17 protein-coding genes are annotated in these 17,879 nt (G+C 63.6%); 1 reads left to right on the forward strand and 16 read right to left on the reverse strand.

The features are described 5' to 3' along the window. Positions 1-47 precede the first annotated feature (47 nt). From bioB to PPN31114_RS12610, 15 genes are all read right to left on the reverse strand, one after another. The gene (gene bioB / locus PPN31114_RS12540; protein ID WP_150679814.1) at positions 48-1,112 is read right to left on the reverse strand and encodes a biotin synthase BioB; all 1,065 of its coding nucleotides are present in this window, start codon (positions 1,110-1,112) and stop codon (positions 48-50) included. Between the two features lie 33 nt (positions 1,113-1,145). Beyond that, positions 1,146-1,901 (reverse strand): dethiobiotin synthase, encoded by a 756-nt coding sequence (gene bioD / locus PPN31114_RS12545; RefSeq protein ID WP_150679815.1) that lies wholly within the window; start codon positions 1,899-1,901, stop codon positions 1,146-1,148. After that, positions 1,894-3,102, reverse strand: a complete 1,209-nt coding sequence (gene bioF / locus PPN31114_RS12550) for an 8-amino-7-oxononanoate synthase (protein ID WP_150679816.1) — start codon at positions 3,100-3,102, stop codon at positions 1,894-1,896. Before bioF ends, bioD begins: the two co-directional genes overlap by 8 nt. Next, on the reverse strand, positions 3,099-4,535 hold the full coding sequence (gene bioA, locus PPN31114_RS12555; protein ID WP_246182526.1) for an adenosylmethionine--8-amino-7-oxononanoate transaminase: 1,437 nt from the start codon (positions 4,533-4,535) through the stop codon (positions 3,099-3,101). Before bioA ends, bioF begins: the two co-directional genes overlap by 4 nt. A gap of 356 nt (positions 4,536-4,891) precedes the next feature. Then, positions 4,892-5,683, reverse strand: a complete 792-nt coding sequence (locus tag PPN31114_RS12560) for an enoyl-CoA hydratase/isomerase family protein (RefSeq protein ID WP_150679817.1) — start codon at positions 5,681-5,683, stop codon at positions 4,892-4,894. Between the two features lie 31 nt (positions 5,684-5,714). Then, a complete protein-coding gene (locus PPN31114_RS12565) occupies positions 5,715-7,322 on the reverse strand; it encodes a carboxyl transferase domain-containing protein (RefSeq protein WP_150679818.1) in 1,608 nt (535 codons plus the stop codon). 84 nt (positions 7,323-7,406) lie between these two features. Beyond that, positions 7,407-7,829, reverse strand: coding sequence for a YchJ family protein (locus PPN31114_RS12570; protein WP_150679819.1), 423 nt, complete (start codon positions 7,827-7,829; stop codon positions 7,407-7,409). 14 nt (positions 7,830-7,843) lie between these two features. Beyond that, complete coding sequence (locus PPN31114_RS12575) at positions 7,844-8,449, reverse strand: 2-hydroxychromene-2-carboxylate isomerase (protein WP_150679820.1); 606 nt, start codon at positions 8,447-8,449, stop codon at positions 7,844-7,846. A 159-nt stretch (positions 8,450-8,608) separates the two neighbouring features. Then, on the reverse strand, positions 8,609-9,286 hold the full coding sequence (locus tag PPN31114_RS12580) for an SDR family oxidoreductase (RefSeq protein ID WP_150679821.1): 678 nt from the start codon (positions 9,284-9,286) through the stop codon (positions 8,609-8,611). 64 nt (positions 9,287-9,350) lie between these two features. Further along, entirely contained in the window at positions 9,351-10,532 is a 1,182-nt protein-coding gene (locus tag PPN31114_RS12585; RefSeq protein ID WP_150679822.1) for an acetyl-CoA C-acetyltransferase, read from the reverse strand. Between the two features lie 136 nt (positions 10,533-10,668). After that, positions 10,669-11,349, reverse strand: coding sequence for a carbonate dehydratase (can, locus tag PPN31114_RS12590; RefSeq protein ID WP_058377007.1), 681 nt, complete (start codon positions 11,347-11,349; stop codon positions 10,669-10,671). 48 nt (positions 11,350-11,397) lie between these two features. After that, positions 11,398-13,215: a bifunctional isocitrate dehydrogenase kinase/phosphatase gene (gene aceK, locus PPN31114_RS12595; protein ID WP_150679823.1), complete on the reverse strand. Its 1,818-nt coding sequence runs from the start codon at positions 13,213-13,215 to the stop codon at positions 11,398-11,400. A 115-nt stretch (positions 13,216-13,330) separates the two neighbouring features. Then, the gene (locus PPN31114_RS12600) at positions 13,331-14,512 is read right to left on the reverse strand and encodes an isovaleryl-CoA dehydrogenase (protein ID WP_150679824.1); all 1,182 of its coding nucleotides are present in this window, start codon (positions 14,510-14,512) and stop codon (positions 13,331-13,333) included. Positions 14,513-14,636: 124 nt separating this feature from the next. Further along, positions 14,637-15,092 carry a PaaI family thioesterase gene (locus tag PPN31114_RS12605; RefSeq protein ID WP_150679825.1) on the reverse strand — a complete coding sequence of 152 codons (456 nt, stop codon included), beginning with the start codon at positions 15,090-15,092 and terminating at the stop codon, positions 14,637-14,639. A gap of 171 nt (positions 15,093-15,263) precedes the next feature. Beyond that, the gene (locus PPN31114_RS12610; protein ID WP_370865868.1) at positions 15,264-15,716 is read right to left on the reverse strand and encodes a MerR family transcriptional regulator; all 453 of its coding nucleotides are present in this window, start codon (positions 15,714-15,716) and stop codon (positions 15,264-15,266) included. Positions 15,717-15,877: 161 nt separating this feature from the next. Here PPN31114_RS12610 and PPN31114_RS12615 point away from each other — a divergent pair, with 161 nt between their 5' ends. Beyond that, positions 15,878-16,960, forward strand: coding sequence for an MBL fold metallo-hydrolase (locus PPN31114_RS12615; RefSeq protein ID WP_150679826.1), 1,083 nt, complete (start codon positions 15,878-15,880; stop codon positions 16,958-16,960). A 57-nt stretch (positions 16,961-17,017) separates the two neighbouring features. Here the strand turns inward: PPN31114_RS12615 and PPN31114_RS12620 are convergent, their stop codons facing one another. Then, positions 17,018-17,854, reverse strand: coding sequence for a hypothetical protein (locus PPN31114_RS12620; protein WP_150679827.1), 837 nt, complete (start codon positions 17,852-17,854; stop codon positions 17,018-17,020). Positions 17,855-17,879: the final 25 nt, after the last annotated feature.

The following is a 17,879-nucleotide window of genomic DNA, read 5'->3' on the forward strand; positions in this document are numbered from 1 at the left end:
CGACACCGGCTTCAAACCTATCGTGCCGCCGTCAACGCGTCACTGTCCTAATGCGTCTTGCAAGCCGACAAACCGCCTTCGGCTTCGCCGCAACCGGCGGCGTCCGTGCCCAGCTTCGCTTCGGTCGACGTGCGCATGCCCAAGCGCGCGAGCAACTGGCGGTCGGCTTCGGCCTGTGGGTTCTGCGTGACGAGCAGCTTGTCGCCGTAGAACATCGAGTTCGCCCCGGCGAGGAAGCACAGCGATTGCAGCGCTTCGTCCATCTCTTCGCGACCGGCAGACAAACGCACCATCGCGCGCGGCATGGTGATGCGGGCGACCGCGATCATGCGCACGAAATCGAACGGATCGACGCTCTCGTTGTTCTCCAGCGGCGTGCCGTCGATCTTGATGAGGTTGTTGATCGGCACCGATTCCGGGTACGGCGACATGTTCGCCAGTTGGGCGATCAGGCCAGCGCGCTCGCGACGCGTCTCGCCCAGCCCGACGATGCCGCCGCAGCAGACCTTCAGGCCCGCTTCGCGCACACGAGCGAGCGTGTCGAGGCGGTCTTGATACGTACGCGTCGTGATGATCTGACCGTAGAACTCGGGCGACGTGTCGAGGTTGTGGTTGTAGTAGTCGAGACCGGCTTCGCGCAACTGCTCCGCCTGACCGTCGCGCAGCATGCCGAGCGTGACGCACGTCTCGAGACCGAGCGCCTTCACGCTGCGCACCATCTCGCCGACGGCATCGACCTGATGCGGCTTCGGGCTGCGCCATGCCGCGCCCATGCAGAAGCGCGTCGCGCCCGCGTCTTTGGCGGCTTGCGCGGCAGCAATCACTTCGTCGATCGGCATGAGCTTTTCGGCATCTACGCCCGTGTCGTACTTGGCCGACTGTGGGCAGTACGCGCAGTCTTCCGGGCAGCCGCCGGTCTTGATCGAGAGCAGCGACGAGAGTTGCACTGCGTTGGCATCGAAGTGCTCGCGATGCACTTGCTGCGCACGGAAGATCAGATCGTTGAACGGCAATGCGAACAGCGCTTCGATCTCTTCGACGCGCCAAGGCTTGTCGTTGCGGCGCAGGGCTTCGTCGTGACCGTGTTCGGCGGTGTGGGCATGAACTTGCATCGTGGGTGTCCTTGAATTCTGTGTATTCGGTAATTAACGCGCGGCTTGGGTGTGTGCCAACAGCGGCGCGATGTCGAGATAGCCGGAGGCCGTGGCCGCATCGGGATGCGGCAAATGGGGAATGCGGCCGAGCAGCGGCGCGGGCAAACGTTGCGCAATGGCGTCGATGTTCGCCTCGACGTGCCGCATGTCGGGGTCGACATGGTTGGCGACCCAACCGGCCAGCGTCAGGCCGCGTGCGGCGATGGCTTCCGCCGTGAGCAACGCGTGGTTGATACAACCGAGCCGCAGGCCAACCACGAGAATCACCGGCAGACCCAGTTGACGGGCCAAATCGGCGGTATCGAGCGCATTGCTGCCGACGCCCAGTGGCACACGAAAGCCGCCGACGCCTTCGACGATCACCAGATCGGCGCGCGCGGCCACACGGGCATAACCCGAGCGGATCACTTCGCAGTCGAGGTCGATGCCTTCTTCTTCGGCGGCGATATGCGGCGCCGTCGCGTCCTTGAGCACATACGGGCAGTACCAATCGTCGGGCAACTTGAGGCTGCTCGCGTCGTGCAACTGCTCGACATCCTCGTTGACGAGGCGGCCACCGCTCTCTACCGCACCTGCTGCGACTGACTTCAGCCCGGCACACACCAAACCGCGGCGGGCCGACGCATGCAGCAGCGCCGACGAGACGAGCGTCTTGCCGATTTCGGTGTCGGTGCCGGTCACGAAGAAAGCGTGGCGGGCGGGCGTGGCGCGCTCGGCCATCGGCGTAATGAGGTCTTGATTAGCCATGCGCGTGCGCCGTCCAGTCGTGGTCGAGTTGATTGATCGCTGACGTGAGCCGCGCGACATCGTCTTGCGTGTGGGCGGCCGAGAGCGTCACGCGCAGACGCGATGTCCCCGGGGCCACGGTCGGCGGCCGGATGGCCGGCACCCAGAGCCCGGCTTCAGCCAGGCCGGCCTGCGCGTGCAAAGCTGCCGCATTCTCGCCAAGAATGATCGGCTGCACGCCCGTGGGCGATGCGATATGCCGCCAGTGCTTGAGCTTGAGCGAGCTGCGCAGTTGGAAGATGCGGGCCTGCAACGCGGCGCGGCGCTCGCGGCCTTCGTCGCCGCGAATCAGTGCGAGGCTGGCGAGCAACGCTTGGGCCTGCGCAGGCGCGGCCGCGGTGGTGAAGATGTAAGGACGCGCGCGATTGATCAACCACTCGATCACGCTCTTATGCGCCGCGACGTAAGCCCCGGCAACACCCGCCGCTTTACCGAGCGTGCCGATGATGACGAGATTCGGCGAGCGCAGATCGAAGGGCTCGAACACGCCTCGGCCGTTTTCACCGACCACACCGAATCCGTGCGCATCGTCGACGACGAGCCACGCGTTGTGCTTCTCGGCGAGTGCCAGCAACTGCGGCAGCGGCGCGATGTCGCCATCCATCGAGAACACGCCGTCCGTCACGATCAGCTTCGTCTCGGCCTCGCTGGCTTCGAGCAGCGCGGCAAGCGCGGCCACGTCGCCATGTGGATAAACATGCGTGCGGGCGCGCGACAGGCGTGCGCCGTCGATCAGCGAGGCGTGGTTGAGTTCCTCGGAGAAAATCTCGGCGTCCTTGTTGGCCAGCGCAGAGATCGTCGCCAGATTGGCCATGTAGCCCGTGCAGAAGTACAGCGCACGGCCATCGACCAAATGCGGCGACATGAAGTCGGCCAGCGCCGCTTCGAGTTCCGCGTGCGCCTGCGAGTGACCGCTGATCAGGTGCGACGCGCCACTGCCCGCGCCGTAACGACGCGCGCCGTCGATCAATGCTTCCACGATCTTCGGGTGCGCGGCGAGGCCGAGATAGTCGTTGCTGGCGAAGGCGAGCACGTCGCGACCATCGGCGCGCAAATGCGGCTGACACGGCGTCGACACCACACGATGCGTGCGGCGCAGGTGCGCGCGATCGATATCGGCTAAGCCGGATTCAATGCGTTCGAGCAAGGGATGTGCGCTCATGCTGCCATCTCCGTGCTGTCGAAGTCCTGACGCATCGTGGCATCGAATGCCGCGATCGTTTGTTGCGCGAGCCAATCGCTGGTGCTCTCGTCGAGCACATACGGCGGCATGAGGTAGACCGTCGCGCCGAGCGGGCGCAGCAGCACACCGCGTGCGCGCGCTTCGCTGTAGAACCGCTTGGCGAACGCACCGGCCGCGCCGGGCGTTTCGGGCAGCTTCGCATCGAAGGCCCAGATCATGCCGCGTTGGCGGAAGTGCTGTGCGCGGGCATCGTTCGCAAGCGGTGCAAGGGCTTGCGTCAAACGTGCCGCACGCGTGACGTTGTTAGCTAGCACGTCGTCGTCGGCAAAGATGTCGAGCGTGGCGAGTGCGGCGCGGCACGCGAGCGGGTTGCCCGTGTACGAATGCGAGTGCAAGAAGCCGCGCGCGGTGTCGTCGTCGTAGAACGCGTCGTAAATCGCGTCGCGCGAGAGCACCAGCGAGAGCGGCAGATAGCCGCCGCTGATGCCTTTCGACAGCGTGAGCAAATCGGGCCACACATCGGCCTGCTCGCACGCGAAGAACGTCCCGGTACGGCCGCAGCCGACGGCGATTTCATCGGCGATCATGTGCGCGCCGTGCTTATCGCACAACGCACGCACTTCACGCAGGTAAGCGGGGTCGTGCATCGCCATACCGGCGGCGCACTGCACCAGCGGCTCGACGATGACGGCGGCCACACGGCCCTCGCATTGCGTGAGCAGCGCGTCGAGTTCAGCGGCGGCACGCTTGGCCACATCCGCCGCCGTTTCGCCATCGCGAGCGAGGCGCGCATCGGGCGATGCCACCACATGCGCGTGACGCAGCAGCGGGTCGTAAGCGTCGCGGAAGAGGGCAACATCGGTCACCGCAAGTGCGCCGAGCGTCTCGCCGTGATAACCGTTTTTCACGCAAACGAATTCACGCTTGTCGCTGTGGCCTTGATTGCGCCACGCGTGAAAACTCATCTTGAGCGCGATCTCGACGGCAGATGCGCCGTCAGACGCGAAGAACGCATGGCCTAGTACGCCGCCAGTCAGTGCAGACAGACGTTCTGCGAGCGCCACGACGGGCTCGTGCGTGAAGCCCGCGAGCATGGCGTGTTCAAGGCGGCCGAGTTGGTCGATCAACGCCGCGTTGATGCGCGGATTGGCGTGGCCGAACAGGTTGACCCACCACGAGCTGATCGCATCGAGGTAGCGCTGGCCGTCGGTATCGACGAGCCACGGGCCTTCGCCGTGCGAGAGCGCGACGAGGGGCAGCTTGGCCTGTTGCTTCATCTGCGTGCAGGGGTGCCAGACCTGCCGCTGACTGCGGGCCGCGAGGTTGCCGGGGCCTGACGCGTCAACGCGTGCAGTCTGGTCGGCGATGGCGGGGGGGTGCCCTTGAGCTTGCCGGATTTGGGCGTCCATCATTGACTCCTTCGTGCACCGAGGCGAACGACGCAGGTGCGGATGCACCGTTGCCGAGTCGCCCGGCTGGCCGTCGTCAGACGTACGCAGGGTGCGTTTCTGAACGAGACCGGAGGTGGGGATGGGCGCATGGTAGGCAAAGCGTTTTGGCAGGGCAATAGGCGGAAATGGCGTGAAATCTCGTGCTCTTGCGAGCTATAGCAAGACGTTATCGATAAATTCTGAAAACGCGTCGATAACGTTGCGGCTTCTCCGCCGTCACCCCTCCCAAAAAAATTTTGTAACCGTATTGCAGGCGATTCCGCGTGGCATGGGCCTCAAGCGGCCCTACGTCGCGAAATCCCCCGTGTTTTGCAGGCTCAGGACGCGTCGCGCCACGACGGCGAACGCTTCTCGAGGAAGGATCGAACCCCTTCGCGGCCCTCGTCGGAGGCGCGAATCGTGGCAATACGGTCGGCCGTCTCGGCGATGGCTTCGTCGTCGATGGTGCGGGTAGCGAAGTCTTGGACGAGGCGTTTGCACTCCTTCACGGCGTTCGGGCTGTTGTCGGCCAGCGCCTTGGCGAGTGCTTGCACAGTGCTGTCCAGCGCATCGGCGGCGACCACTTCATGCACGAGGCCATGACGCTGCGCAGTGGCGGCGGTAAAGCGTTCTGCGGTGAGGAAGTAGCGACGCGAGGCCGGTTCGCCCAATGCGCGAATGACGTACGGGCCGATCGTCGCGGGAATCAGGCCAAGGCGCGCTTCCGACAGGCAAAAGTGCGCCGTGTCGACGGCCACGACGATATCGGCCACGGCAGCAAGGCCGACGCCGCCCGCATACGTATCGCCTTGCACGCGCGCGATCACCGGCTTCGGGCAGCGATAGATCGTGTTGAGCATGACGGCGAGCGTCATCGCGTCGGCACGGTTCTCGGCGTCCGAATAACCGGCCATCTTCTTCATCCAGTTCAGATCGGCACCGGCGCAAAAGGCCACACCTTCGGCGGCCAGCACGATCACGCGCACGTCGTCGTTGGTGGCGAGCGCGCGAAACGCGCCCGTCAATTCTTCGATGACGGTTTCGTTGAAAGCGTTACGCACGTCGGGCCGGTTGAGTGTGACCGTGGCGACGTGGGCGTCGACGCTGAGTTTGAGCGTGGCAAGGTTCATGACAGCAAATCTCTCGGTGGCGTCGGGGCGATTACATGCGGAACAGGCCGAAGCGCGTTTCCGGAATCGGGGCGTTGAGCGCGGCCGACAGGCCAAGCCCGAGCACCGTGCGCGTATCCGCCGGATCGATCACGCCGTCGTCCCACAAGCGGGCGCTGGCGTAATACGGGTGGCCCTGACGCTCGTACTGTTCGCGAATCGGCTGCTTGAACGCGTCTTCTTCGGCGGCGCTCCACTGACCGCCCTTGGCTTCGATGCCGTCGCGCTTGACGGTCGCCAGCACCGAGGCGGCTTGCTCGCCACCCATCACCGAGATACGCGAGTTCGGCCACATCCACAGGAAGCGCGGCGAATACGCGCGCCCGCACATGCCGTAGTTACCGGCGCCGAACGAGCCGCCGATGATGACGGTGAACTTCGGCACGTTGGCCGTGGCCACCGCCGTGACCATCTTCGCGCCGTGCTTGGCGATGCCTTCGTTTTCGTACTTGCGCCCGACCATGAAGCCGGTGATGTTCTGCAAGAAGATCAGCGGAATCTTGCGCTGGCAGCACAGTTCGATGAAGTGCGCGCCTTTTTGCGCCGACTCCGAGAACAGAATGCCGTTGTTCGCGACGATGCCGACCGGATAGCCCCACAGATGCGCGAAACCGCACACGAGCGTGGTGCCATAGCGCGCTTTGAATTCGTCGAATTCCGAGCCGTCGACCAGACGCGCGATGACTTCGCGAACGTCGAACGGTTTCTTCGTGTCGGCGGGAATCACGCCGTAGAGTTCGCGCGGGTCGTATTTCGGTTCGACCGGCGTCTTCACGGCCACCGTGGCCGGTTTGCGGCGATTCAGATTCGCCGCGATGCTGCGGGCGATCGACAGCGCGTGCGCATCGTTTTGCGCGAAGTGGTCGGCCACGCCGGACAGTCGCGTGTGCACGTCGGCACCGCCAAGGTCTTCCGCGCTCACTTCTTCGCCCGTGGCGGCCTTCACCAGCGGCGGGCCGCCGAGGAAAATCGTGCCTTGGTCTTTCACGATGATCGACTCGTCGCTCATCGCGGGCACATAGGCGCCGCCTGCCGTGCACGAGCCCATCACCACGGCGATCTGCGGAATGCCCTGTGCGGACATCGTCGCCTGGTTGTAGAAGATGCGGCCGAAGTGATCGCGATCGGGGAACACGTCGTCCTGATTCGGCAAGTTCGCACCGCCCGAGTCGACGAGATAGATGCACGGCAGATGGTTCTGCTCGGCGATCTCCTGCGCGCGCAGGTGTTTCTTGACCGTCATCGGGTAGTAGGTGCCGCCCTTGACCGTGGCATCGTTACAGACGATCACGCACTCTTGACCCGACACGCGGCCAATGCCGGTGATGATGCCCGCGCCCGGCGCGTCGTCGTGATACATGCCGATCGCGGCGAGTTGCGAGAGTTCGAGAAACGGCGAGCCCGGATCGAGCAATTGCTGGACGCGTTCGCGGGGCAGCAGTTTGCCGCGCGCCACATGCTTCTTGCGAGCGGCTTCGCCGCCGCCGCCCGAGAGTTGCGCAATGCGCTCGCGCAGGTCGTCGACCAGCGTTTGCATCGTGGCCGCGTTGCGTGCAAAGTCTTCGCCGCGCGGGTTGAGCTTGCTTTCGAGAATCGGCATGTGACGAAATCCGGTGGAGAGTGAGTTGTCGTTAGGTTCGGATCGGAAACTTGTCTCGGGCGAGGGTGCGAACGTGACTTGTGGTCAGTCGAACAAATCGCCGTCGATATAGCGCCAGCGGCCATCGGCCGTGCGCTCGAAGCGACTGCGCTCATGCAGCCGGTGGGCGCGGCCGCCCACTTTGTAGCGCGCCACGAATTCCACTTCGGCGTGGGCGTCGTCGCGCTGCAAATGCGCTTTGACTTGCAGGCCGAGCCATTGCGGGGCGTCGTCGAAATCCAGCGTGGTCGGGCGCGTGCGCGCGGCCCACGTGTCGAGCAGGTACGGCGCGTTTTGACGCACGAATGCGGTGTAACGCGAACGCATCAGCGCTTCGGCCGTCGGCGGCAATTCACCGCCGTCGATGTAGCGGCCACAGCAGGCGTCGAACGCAAGGCCGCCGCAGGGGCAGCCTTCGCGCTCGTTGTCCGACGTGGTGGCGGTGGGCGTGTTTCGGGGGCTTGCCATGATGTGTTGGCTCGTCAGATTTTGCCGTTCTTCAGGCAGGCTTCCACCTGACCGAAGCGGTCGTAGCCCCAGAACGGCTCGCCGTCCACGATCACGAAAGGCGAGCCGAACACACCGCGCGCCATGGCGAGATCGATTTCCGCTTTCAGATGATCTTTCGCGGCGGGCGAGTGCATGCCCTTGTCGAGCGCCGCACCATCGATGCCGAGGTCTTCGCCGAGTTTGACGAGTTCCGCCGGCTCACCGATGTTCACGTCATCGACGTAAAGCGCTCGGTAAATCTTCTTGGCGAATTCCGCCGCGAGGTCCCCACCGCGATGGTCCTGCACCCACAGCACGGCGCGCTCGGCGACCTGCGTCGGGATCGGGAAGTGCGACGGGCGGTTGAACGGAATGCCTTGAAAGCGAGCGGTGCGCTCGACGTCGCGGCGCATGTACTCGGTTTTGATCGGATGCTGCACCGGCGCGCCCGTGCCGTTCACCTTGTAGACGATGTCGAGCAGAATCGGATGCCAAGCGACACCGCGGCCATGTTTGTTCGCGATGTCGTCGATGCAGGTACTCGCAAAATACCCATACGGGGATGCGAAGTCGAAATAAAAGTCGATGGCGGACGTCATGGTGGCTCCGTTTCAGAATGACGTTTCTGGCCCGCTTATCAAAAGATACGGCGGTATGGCGTACAGCTTGTTATTCGGTCCACAGCAGCAGTACAAAACAGCGTTCGCAGCAGGTGTTCGGATGCGACGGCAACGCGCCACATACGGCAACGTCGCGGCTTACCAAGCCAGTGCGTTGCCGTCGTAATTGAAGAAGCCGCCGTTGTGCGTGGCGCGCTCGCCCGGGGCACGGGCAAGCACGCGGCGCATACCGGCAACGCTCGTCTGCACGTCGATGTCGGCGTTCTCGCCGCCCATATCCGTGCGCACCCAGCCCGGGTGCATGGCGACACACGTCGCCTGCTGCGCTTCGAGCGAGGTGGCTTTGACCACCGAGTTCACTGCGGCTTTGCTGGCGCGATACAACCAACTGCCGTTCGAATCCATGAGTGCCACGCTGCCCATGCGGCTCGACAGAAAGCCGAAGGAGCCCTTCGCTTCGTCGACGAACGGCAGCACGAGCGGCGCGACCTGCATCGCGCCCAGCACGTTCGTGTGAAAGACACGGTCGAATTCTTCGCGCGTAATCGCGGCGAGGCCCGTGGTGCGTTCGGAGTTCACACCGGCGTTGTAGACCGCGACATCGAGGGTTTCGCCATCGAGTTGCCACGTGAGGCCCGCCACCGACTCAATACGCGTGACGTCGAGCTTGAGCGGTTGGGCACCGAGTTCGCGCAAGGCGGCCAGACCCTCGTCGTTGCGCGCAGTGCCAATCACGCGCCAGCCGTCTTCCCGGTATTGCCGCACGAATTCGAGACCGATACCGCGGGAAGCACCGATGATGAGGGCAGTTTTCATGACGCGTGAGTCCTTGTTGGTGTGCTGCCGCCGTGCGAGACGCACGCGCGGCAGCCGGAGTGTGTCAGACGAGTTCGATGGCCATGGCCGTCGCTTCGCCGCCGCCGATACACAGGCTGGCGACGCCGCGCTTGCCGCCGGTCTTGCGCAGTGCGCCGATCAGCGTGACCAGAATACGCGCACCCGACGCGCCGATGGGGTGACCCAAGGCGCAGGCACCGCCGTGGATGTTCACCTTCTCGTGCGGCAAATCGAATTCGTGCATCGCGGCCATCGTGACGACGGCGAACGCTTCGTTGATTTCGTACAGATCGACGTCGTTCGACGACCAGCCGGTCTTTTCGAACAACTTGCGAATCGCGCCGACCGGGGCCGTGGTGAACAGGCCCGGGGCTTGTGCGAAGGTGCTGTGGCCCGCGATGCGCGCGAGCGGCGTGAGACCGAGGCGTTTGGCCGTCGATTCGCGCATGAGCACGAGGGCCGCTGCGCCGTCGGAGATCGACGACGAGTTGGCGGCGGTCACCGTGCCGTCTTTGCGGAAGGCACCTTTGAGCGTCGGAATTTTTTCGGGATTGGCTTTGAACGGCTGCTCGTCCTGCTCGACCACGGTGTCGCCCTTACGGCCCGGCACGGTCACGGGGGTGATTTCCCACGCGAACGAGCCATCTTTCGTGGCGTTCTGCGCGCGTTCGAGCGAGGCGATCGCGAAGGCGTCCTGCGCTTCGCGCGTGAAGGCGTAACGGTCGGCACATTCTTCGGCGAACGTGCCCATCAGACGGCCCTTGTCGTAGGCGTCTTCCAGACCGTCGTAGAACATGTGGTCGATGACCTGGCCGTGCCCCATGCGCATGCCGGCGCGCGCCTTGGGCAGCAGATACGGCGCATTGCTCATGCTTTCCATGCCGCCTGCGACGATGACATCGGCGCTACCGGCGGCGAGCATGTCGTGCGCGAACATCGCCGCGCGCATGCCCGAGCCGCACATCTTGTTGACGGTGGTGGCACCGGCGGCGAGCGGGAGCCCCGCGCCGAGCGTGGCCTGACGCGCAGGCGCTTGCCCCTGACCGGCGGGCAGCACGCAGCCCATCACCACTTCGTCGATTTGTTCGGGTTTGAGTCCGGCGCGCTCGACAGCCGCGCGAATGGCGGCTGCGCCCAGTTGCGGGGCGGCAACGTCGCCGAACACTCCTTGCAGGCCACCCATCGGCGTACGGGCGGCGGAAACGATAACGATCGGGTCTTGCATGGCGGTCTCCTGTAACCGTGAATCGGTGCCGTCGGCGTTGGCCGTTGGCACCGAGTTATCCAATGCTTCAGTCGTTGCGTCGTCCGCGCGCTGCAAGGGTGGGTGCCGCTACCGTGGCGGCGCCCGCTAAGGGTTGCTATGCGCGAGGATTACGCAGTTCTGCAAATGCCGCGACGCAGCGTTCGTACACGCGCGGCAGGGCTTCAAGGCTGTTCACCGACATGCGCAGGTCGCGCACCAAGCCGTCGCGCAGGCCGTACACCCAGCCATGCACCGTCACCGGCTGGTTGCGAGCCCACGCGTCGCGCAATACCGTCGTGTGGCAAATGTTGACCACTTGCTCGATGGCGTTGAGTTCGCACAGGCGGTCGTGGCGGGCGTCGCGCGAGGGCAGCGCGTCGATCTGATCCAGGTGGCGCTCGTAGACATCGCGCACATGGCGCAGCCAGTTGTCGACCAGACCCATCTTCGCGCCGTCGAGCGCCGCGCCCACACCGCCGCAGCCGTAGTGGCCGACCACCATGATGTGACGCACCTTGAGCACTTCGATGGCGAATTGCAGCACCGAGAGGCAGTTCAGGTCGCTGTGCACCACCACGTTGGCGATGTTGCGGTGAACGAACACCTCGCCCGGGGCGAGCCCAGTGATCTGGTTGGCCGGCACGCGCGAATCCGAGCAGCCGATCCAGAGGTATTCCGGGGCTTGTTGTTTGGCCAATCGCTCGAAAAACGCGGGATCTTCCGCGTTCACGCTGGCAACCCAGGCGCGGTTGTTGTCGAGCAGATGGATCAGGGGTTGGTCTTTGTCTTCAGTCATGATCGTGTCATCCGGCAGGCGTGTCGTGCGCTGTGTGAGGTCGACCGCTCAAGCCGCAGCCGCCCGGGCAGGGCGGGCTGTGGCTTGCGTGGCACCGCTGCCGGTGCCGTAGCGATTGACGAAACGCAGCGAGACATCGTACGGATAGAAGTCGTGCATCTGACCGGCTTGCACCCGTTCCTGATGGCTTTGCCATAGGGCCGGGTCGAAGAAGTCCGGATGATGCTGGCTCAGAGAGTGCCGCACGCGCGGGTCGCCGGTCAAAAACGTCTCAAACGTCTGCGGAAACACGTCGTGCGGGCCTACACGGTACCAGACTTCCCCCGACATCGCCTCTTCTTCGTTACGCGGTTCTGGCACTCGACGGATGTGGCAATCCGTCAAATATTCCAGTTCGTCGTAATCGTAGAAGACCACCCGGCCATGGCGCGTGACACCGAAATTCTTGTACAGCATGTCGCCCGGGAAGATATTCGCCGCCATCAACTCCTTGACCGCATTGCCGTACTCGCGCATGGCGTGATCGATCTCGGCGTCCGACGCGGCCTGATGCAGCCAGAGATTGAGCGGCGTCATGCGGCGCTCGATGTAGCAATGTCGAATGACGAGCGAGTCGCCGTCGTACTCCAGCAGCGACGGCACTTCGGCCTGAAGCTCGGCGAGTAGCGCATCGTCGAAGCGCGCGAGCGGAAACGCGACGCTCGAGAACTCCAGCGTATCGGCCATGCGCCCCACGCGATCATGCTGTTTGACCATCAAATACTTGGCCTTCACCTGCTCGCGTGTCGTCTCCTTGGGCGGCGCGAAGCGCTCGCGAATGAGCTTGAAGACGTACGGGTAAGACGGCAGCGTGAAGACGAGCATCACCAGCCCTCGAATGCCCGGGGCCGTGACGAACTTGTCGCTCGAATGCTTCAAGTGATGCAGAAAATCGCGGTAGAACAGGTTCTTGCCGTGCTTTTGCAGACCGACCGACGTGTAGAGCTCCGCCTTCGGCTTGCTCGGCATGATGGTGCGCAGAAAGTGCACGTAAGCCGACGGCACTTCCATATCCACCATGAAATACGCATGCGTGAAGCTAAACACCACGCGCAGTTCGTCGCGGCGCAGCAGCACGGTGTCGAGCGCCAGATGCCCGTCGGCGTCGTGCATGATCGGAATGGCGAACGGCGTGCTCACGTCGCCATTGACGATACGGCCCACGATGTACGCGGCTTTGTTACGGAAGAACAGCGACGCGAGCACGTGAATCTGGAAGTTCGGCGCGGCGTCGAAGTCGCCGAAGGCTTCGTCGATCGCGCGCATCACGTAGGCCACGTCGCGCGGCAGATCGGCGAACGGGCGCTTCAGTTGGAAATTCGTGACGATGCGCGAGAGCGTGGCGGCCATGCCGTCCTGCGCGGGGTAGTACACGCGGTAAGTCGGCTTGGCGGCGGGGGCATCGTTTTCGATGTATTCCGTCGCAATGGCCGGGCGCACGAAGATGAAGCGATTGTTGAAGTACGAGCGGTGCAGCATCTTGCAGCACACCGAGTTGAAGAACGTCTCGGCCAGTTCCGGCTGACGATGCTCGGTGAGCAACCCGATGTAGTGCAGTTTCACTTGCTGCCAGACATCGTCGTCGAGCGACTGCGCGTTGAAGCGGCCCTCCAGCGTGGCAATGCATTCGCGCACGCGCTCGTCGTAATACGCAATGCGGTCGCGCTGGAGCTTCTGGATGCCCATGAAATCACCCGCCTCGAAACACGCCTGCGCCGCCACGCACACCTCGCGAAAGATGCGGTAGTGCTTATCGAAGCCGTCCAGCATCGTGCGGGCGACATCGTAAGCAATCTGCGACGACAGGAGTTTCGGAAAGTGATTCATACCGGTCGGGAAGGGCGCAGGGGCGATCTTCGGCTGATTGTAGCCTTCGGAGGTGCCCCCGTATCGATATGGCGTCGCCCTTGCTGCCTCCCTGAGAGTCTTGAATTTCCGTCGATTACATCGTTTCCGCGAACAACTCGCGGCCGATCAGCATGCGGCGGATTTCCGACGTACCGGCGCCAATTTCATAGAGCTTGGCGTCGCGCCACAGGCGGCCGACCGGATATTCGTTGATGTAGCCGTTGCCGCCGAGAATCTGGATCGCTTCACCGGCCATCCACGTGGCTTTTTCAGCGGTGTACAGAATCACGCCAGCGCAGTCTTTGCGGACTTGGCGAGCGTGATCGCTGCCCAGCGAATCCAGTTGGCGGCCCACCGCGTACAGATACGCGCGGCTGGCTTGCAGAATCGTGTACATGTCGGCGACTTTGCCCTGAATGAGCTGGAATTCGCCGATCGACTGGCCGAACTGCTTGCGGTCGTGGATGTACGGCACCACCACGTCCATGGCGGCCTGCATGATGCCCAGCGGGCCGCCGGCGAGCACGGCGCGCTCGTAGTCCAGGCCGCTCATGAGCACTTTGACGCCACCGCCGACCTGACCCAGCACGTTCTCTTCCGGCACTTCCACGTTCTCGAAGACCAGTTCACCGGTGTGCGAGCCGCGCATGCCGAGCTTGTCGAGCTTTTGCGCGACCGAGAAGCCCTTCATGCCCTTTTCCACGATGAAGGCCGTCATACCGCGCGCACCGGCTTCCGGATCGGTCTTGCCGTAGACCACCAGCGTGTCGCAATCCGGGCCGTTGGTGATCCACATCTTCGTGCCGTTGAGTACGTAGCGGTCGCCGCGCTTCTCGGCGCGCAGTTTCATGCTGACGACGTCAGAACCCGCGTTCGGCTCGCTCATGGCCAGCGCACCGACGTGTTCGCCCGAGACCAGCTTCGGCAGATATTTCGCCTTCTGCGCGGCCGTGCCGTTGCGGTGGATCTGGTTGACGCAGAGATTCGAGTGCGCGCCGTACGATAGGCCTACGGAGGCCGAGGCGCGCGAGATTTCTTCCATCGCGATCATGTGCGCGACGTAGCCCATGTTGGCGCCGCCGTACTCTTCCGAGACCGTCATGCCGAGCACGCCCAGATCGCCCATCTTGCGCCAGAGATCCATCGGGAATTGGTCGGTGCGGTCGACTTCGGCGGCACGCGGGGCGATTTCCTTCGCCGCGAAGTTCGCGACCGAGTCGCGCAGCATGTCCAAGTCTTCGCCGAGCATGAAGTTGAGGCCGGGCAGCATAGTCATGAGGCAGTCTCCAGAAGATGGCGCGTGGCTTATGGCCCGCGCGTATGTTCGATGGTGTTGTGTGCGTTCGAATGCGGAGTGGGGCGAATTCAGCGGATGCAGCGTGTGAGCTGGGCCGTGCGGATCAGCGCGAGGGCGGAAGCACGAACAGCGTTTGCTGCATGAGTGCGCACAGCGTCCATTTGCCGTCGTCGATGACGAAAAGTTCGGCGGTGGCGACGATGAGCGAGCGTCCGGCTTTGACGACCTGACCGCGTCCGACCAGTGTATCGCCCTTGCCCGGCGCCAAAATGTTCAGTTTGTATTCGGCCGTGACCAGCTCGTGCTCGGGCGAAATGCGGGTGTAGCCCGCGTAGCCACCGGCGGAGTCGGCGATCGCGCCGATGACACCACCGTGAAAGAAGCCGTGCTGCTGGTTGACCTTGTCGGAGAACGGCAGTGTGATCTCGCAGTGTCCGTCGGCCAGATGCGTGATGTGCGCGCCCCAATGCGTCATGACGCCCTGGGCATCGAAGCTGGCGCGAATTTTCGCGGCGATGGCGTCGTCGAGCGGCGCGGCTTGAGAGACGGAAACGTTCATGGCGATGGGCGGCATTGAGACCACAAGTGCGGAAATACTACTTTACGTTTACGTAAACGTAAAGTAGGGACTTTCCAGAAATGGAATGTGGTTCGCAGGCCCGGCCGTCACCGGGCACCCGCTGCGTGCCGCTCAGCCCGGCGTCAGGACGGCGAGCTCAATGAAACGAGCTCAGTGCGACGGCGCGGGCACCTTCGCACGGCGCGACAGCGCGGGCGGTGCCGATTCCCCGGCCGCTTCGAGCAGTGCGAGGCATTGGGCTTCGTGCTGCGACACCTCGTCGAGCGTGGCGTGCAGGTCTTCGAGTTGTTGTTCGAGGACTTGGCGATGCTGCGAGAGCGTTTCCAGAAACACCTTGAGCTGAGGCACGGTGTCTTTGGGCGATTCATAGAGATCGAGAATCGTCTTGATTTCGGAGAGCGTCAGTCCGAGGCGCTTGCCGCGCAGGGTGAGCTTCAGGCGCGTGCGGTCTTGACCGGTGTAGACGCGATGGCGTCCGCCCGGGCCTTCGCGCGCCGGCGTGAGCAGCCCCTGGTCTTCGTAAAAGCGGATCGCTCGGGGCGTAATGTCGAATTCGCGCGCGAGATCGGTAATCGTGTAGGTCAGCATCGTATTGGCAGGCATGGTGTGCGCGTGGCTGAGGTATGCCCCGGTCACGTTTAAGCGGGCGCTTACCATTGCAGATAGAATTGCCGTTTACGTTAGCGTCAAGTCGCATCGTATGCAATCGGTGACGGCGTCAACTGAAAGCACAACAAAACAAGCCCATCTGGAGCGTGGCCCCCGTGAATGCCCTCGAACAACAACTGAACTACCCCTTTGGCGATCTCCTGCCCGACGGCGGCACCGTGCACGAAGTCGTGCCGGGCGTCTTCTGGGTGCGCATGCCCCTGCCGTTCGTGCTCGATCACATCAATCTGTGGCTGCTGCGCGACGAAATCGATGGCGTCAAAGGCTGGACGGTGGTCGATTGCGGCATCACGCATCCGCAAATCAAAGCGTATTGGGAGCAGGTATTCGAGACGGCCCTCGGTGGCGACCCGGTGCTGCGCGTCGTCGTGACGCATTGCCACCCCGATCACCTCGGTCTGGCGCACTGGATCTGCAAGGGCGGCGATAAACCGCGTTGGGATGCGCGTCTCGCGATGTCGCTGGGCGACTATGCATGGGGCCGCTTGATGTCGTCGGGCGATAACAACAATAGTTCGAACGCCGGGGGCGAATTTGCCGTCGCGCACTTCATTGCGCACGGCCTTGCCGACGAAGCGATGATCGACCAGATTCGCCATCGCAAGACCTATTTCAGCGATCTCGTGCCAGAAGTGCCGTCACGCTTTTATCGCCTGCGCGATGGCGAGACGTTGCGCATCGGTGGAAGTGACTGGCGGCTGATTGCGGGCTACGGCCACTCGCCGGAACACATGGCGTTGTACAGCGAGCAGCACAATTTGCTTATCTCAGGCGACATGGTGCTGCCGCGCATTTCCACGAACGTCAGCGTGTTTGACATCGAGCCCGAAGCGAACTCGCTGCAACTGTTCCTCGACTCGCTCGGCGTTTATCTCGAACTACCTGCCGACTGTCTCGTGCTGCCCTCGCACGGCCGACCGTTCACGGGGTTGCACACGCGTATCCGGCAACTGCGCGATCACCACGCGGCGCGTTTGCAGGAAGTGCGCGAGGCGTGTGCCCGCTCGCCGCAAAGCGCGGGCGATATCGTGCCGATCATGTTCCACCGCAAGCTCGATGCGCACCAGACCACGTTCGCGATGGGCGAAGCGCTGGCGCACTTGCATTTGCTGTGGCGTACGGGGGAACTCAAGCGTGCGCGCGATGAGAAGGGTGTGTGGCGGTTTTCGCCGGTTTGATGAGGGAATCGCGCAGTCGCTGAATGGCGTCGCGTGATGGTGCGCTGTCGCTCGGTATCAATCTCGCGGCAGCACGCCGAAGCGTTTGCCTACGGTGTCGATGACGACGATGCGATCGAAGAACGGCGCGTTGCCGATCGTCGGGGCCATGCGGTCGTCATCGCGCAACGTGTAGGCCAGTGTCACGTGCACTGGCTGACCACCGACTTGCAGCGCAAGGTCGGTGCGCTTGGGCAGCATCACCAGCGGATTGCCCCACGCGGGGACCGTAATCGGTGCGGGACGGTCTTCTGCCGTCGCCGTGTCGGGAATCAAGGCCCATTGGTCTGGCGGCACCACCAGTTCGAACATGCTGCTGCCGGTATCGAAGATCGCCAGCCCGCTGAACATCGGGGCGCTGTAATCCACCAGAATCTTGTCGCGTAAGTTGCCCGCGCTTTCCCGGTATCGAGAGAAGTGCGCCGGCCAGCGCGCGCTCAACGTGTCCATCTGATCCGCATTCAGCCAGTAAATGCGTTGCTCGCGATAGTCGATGGCGATGGCCATGCCCCGCGTAAAGGCGTAGCCGAGTGTGCCAATCAGCGGTATCTCGTCGGGCGAGCGCGGTGCGCTACCCAGTGCGGCGCGTGTCTCGAAGTCGACTTGCATGCGCAACCCGCTGTCGAAAACGAGGCTCATCTCCGTGGGCAGTGCGTCGTCGGTCACACCTAACGCCGGAGCGGCGGCACGACCGTAAAGCAGATTCGACGGTGCGCCCGTATCCCATTGAAAACACACGCGCTGCCCCGTCGTCGCTAACGTCGCTTCGATGAAGATCGCGGTGCGCTCATGCAGTTTGCCGTCCAGGCGCGCCGACGCGAACTTGAAGGGTAGCCAATCCTGATACTCGAACATGGGGCAGACGTTTTAGTGCTGGGCG

This window comes from Pandoraea pneumonica (assembly GCF_902459645.1).
GTDB lineage: Bacteria > Pseudomonadota > Gammaproteobacteria > Burkholderiales > Burkholderiaceae > Pandoraea > Pandoraea pneumonica.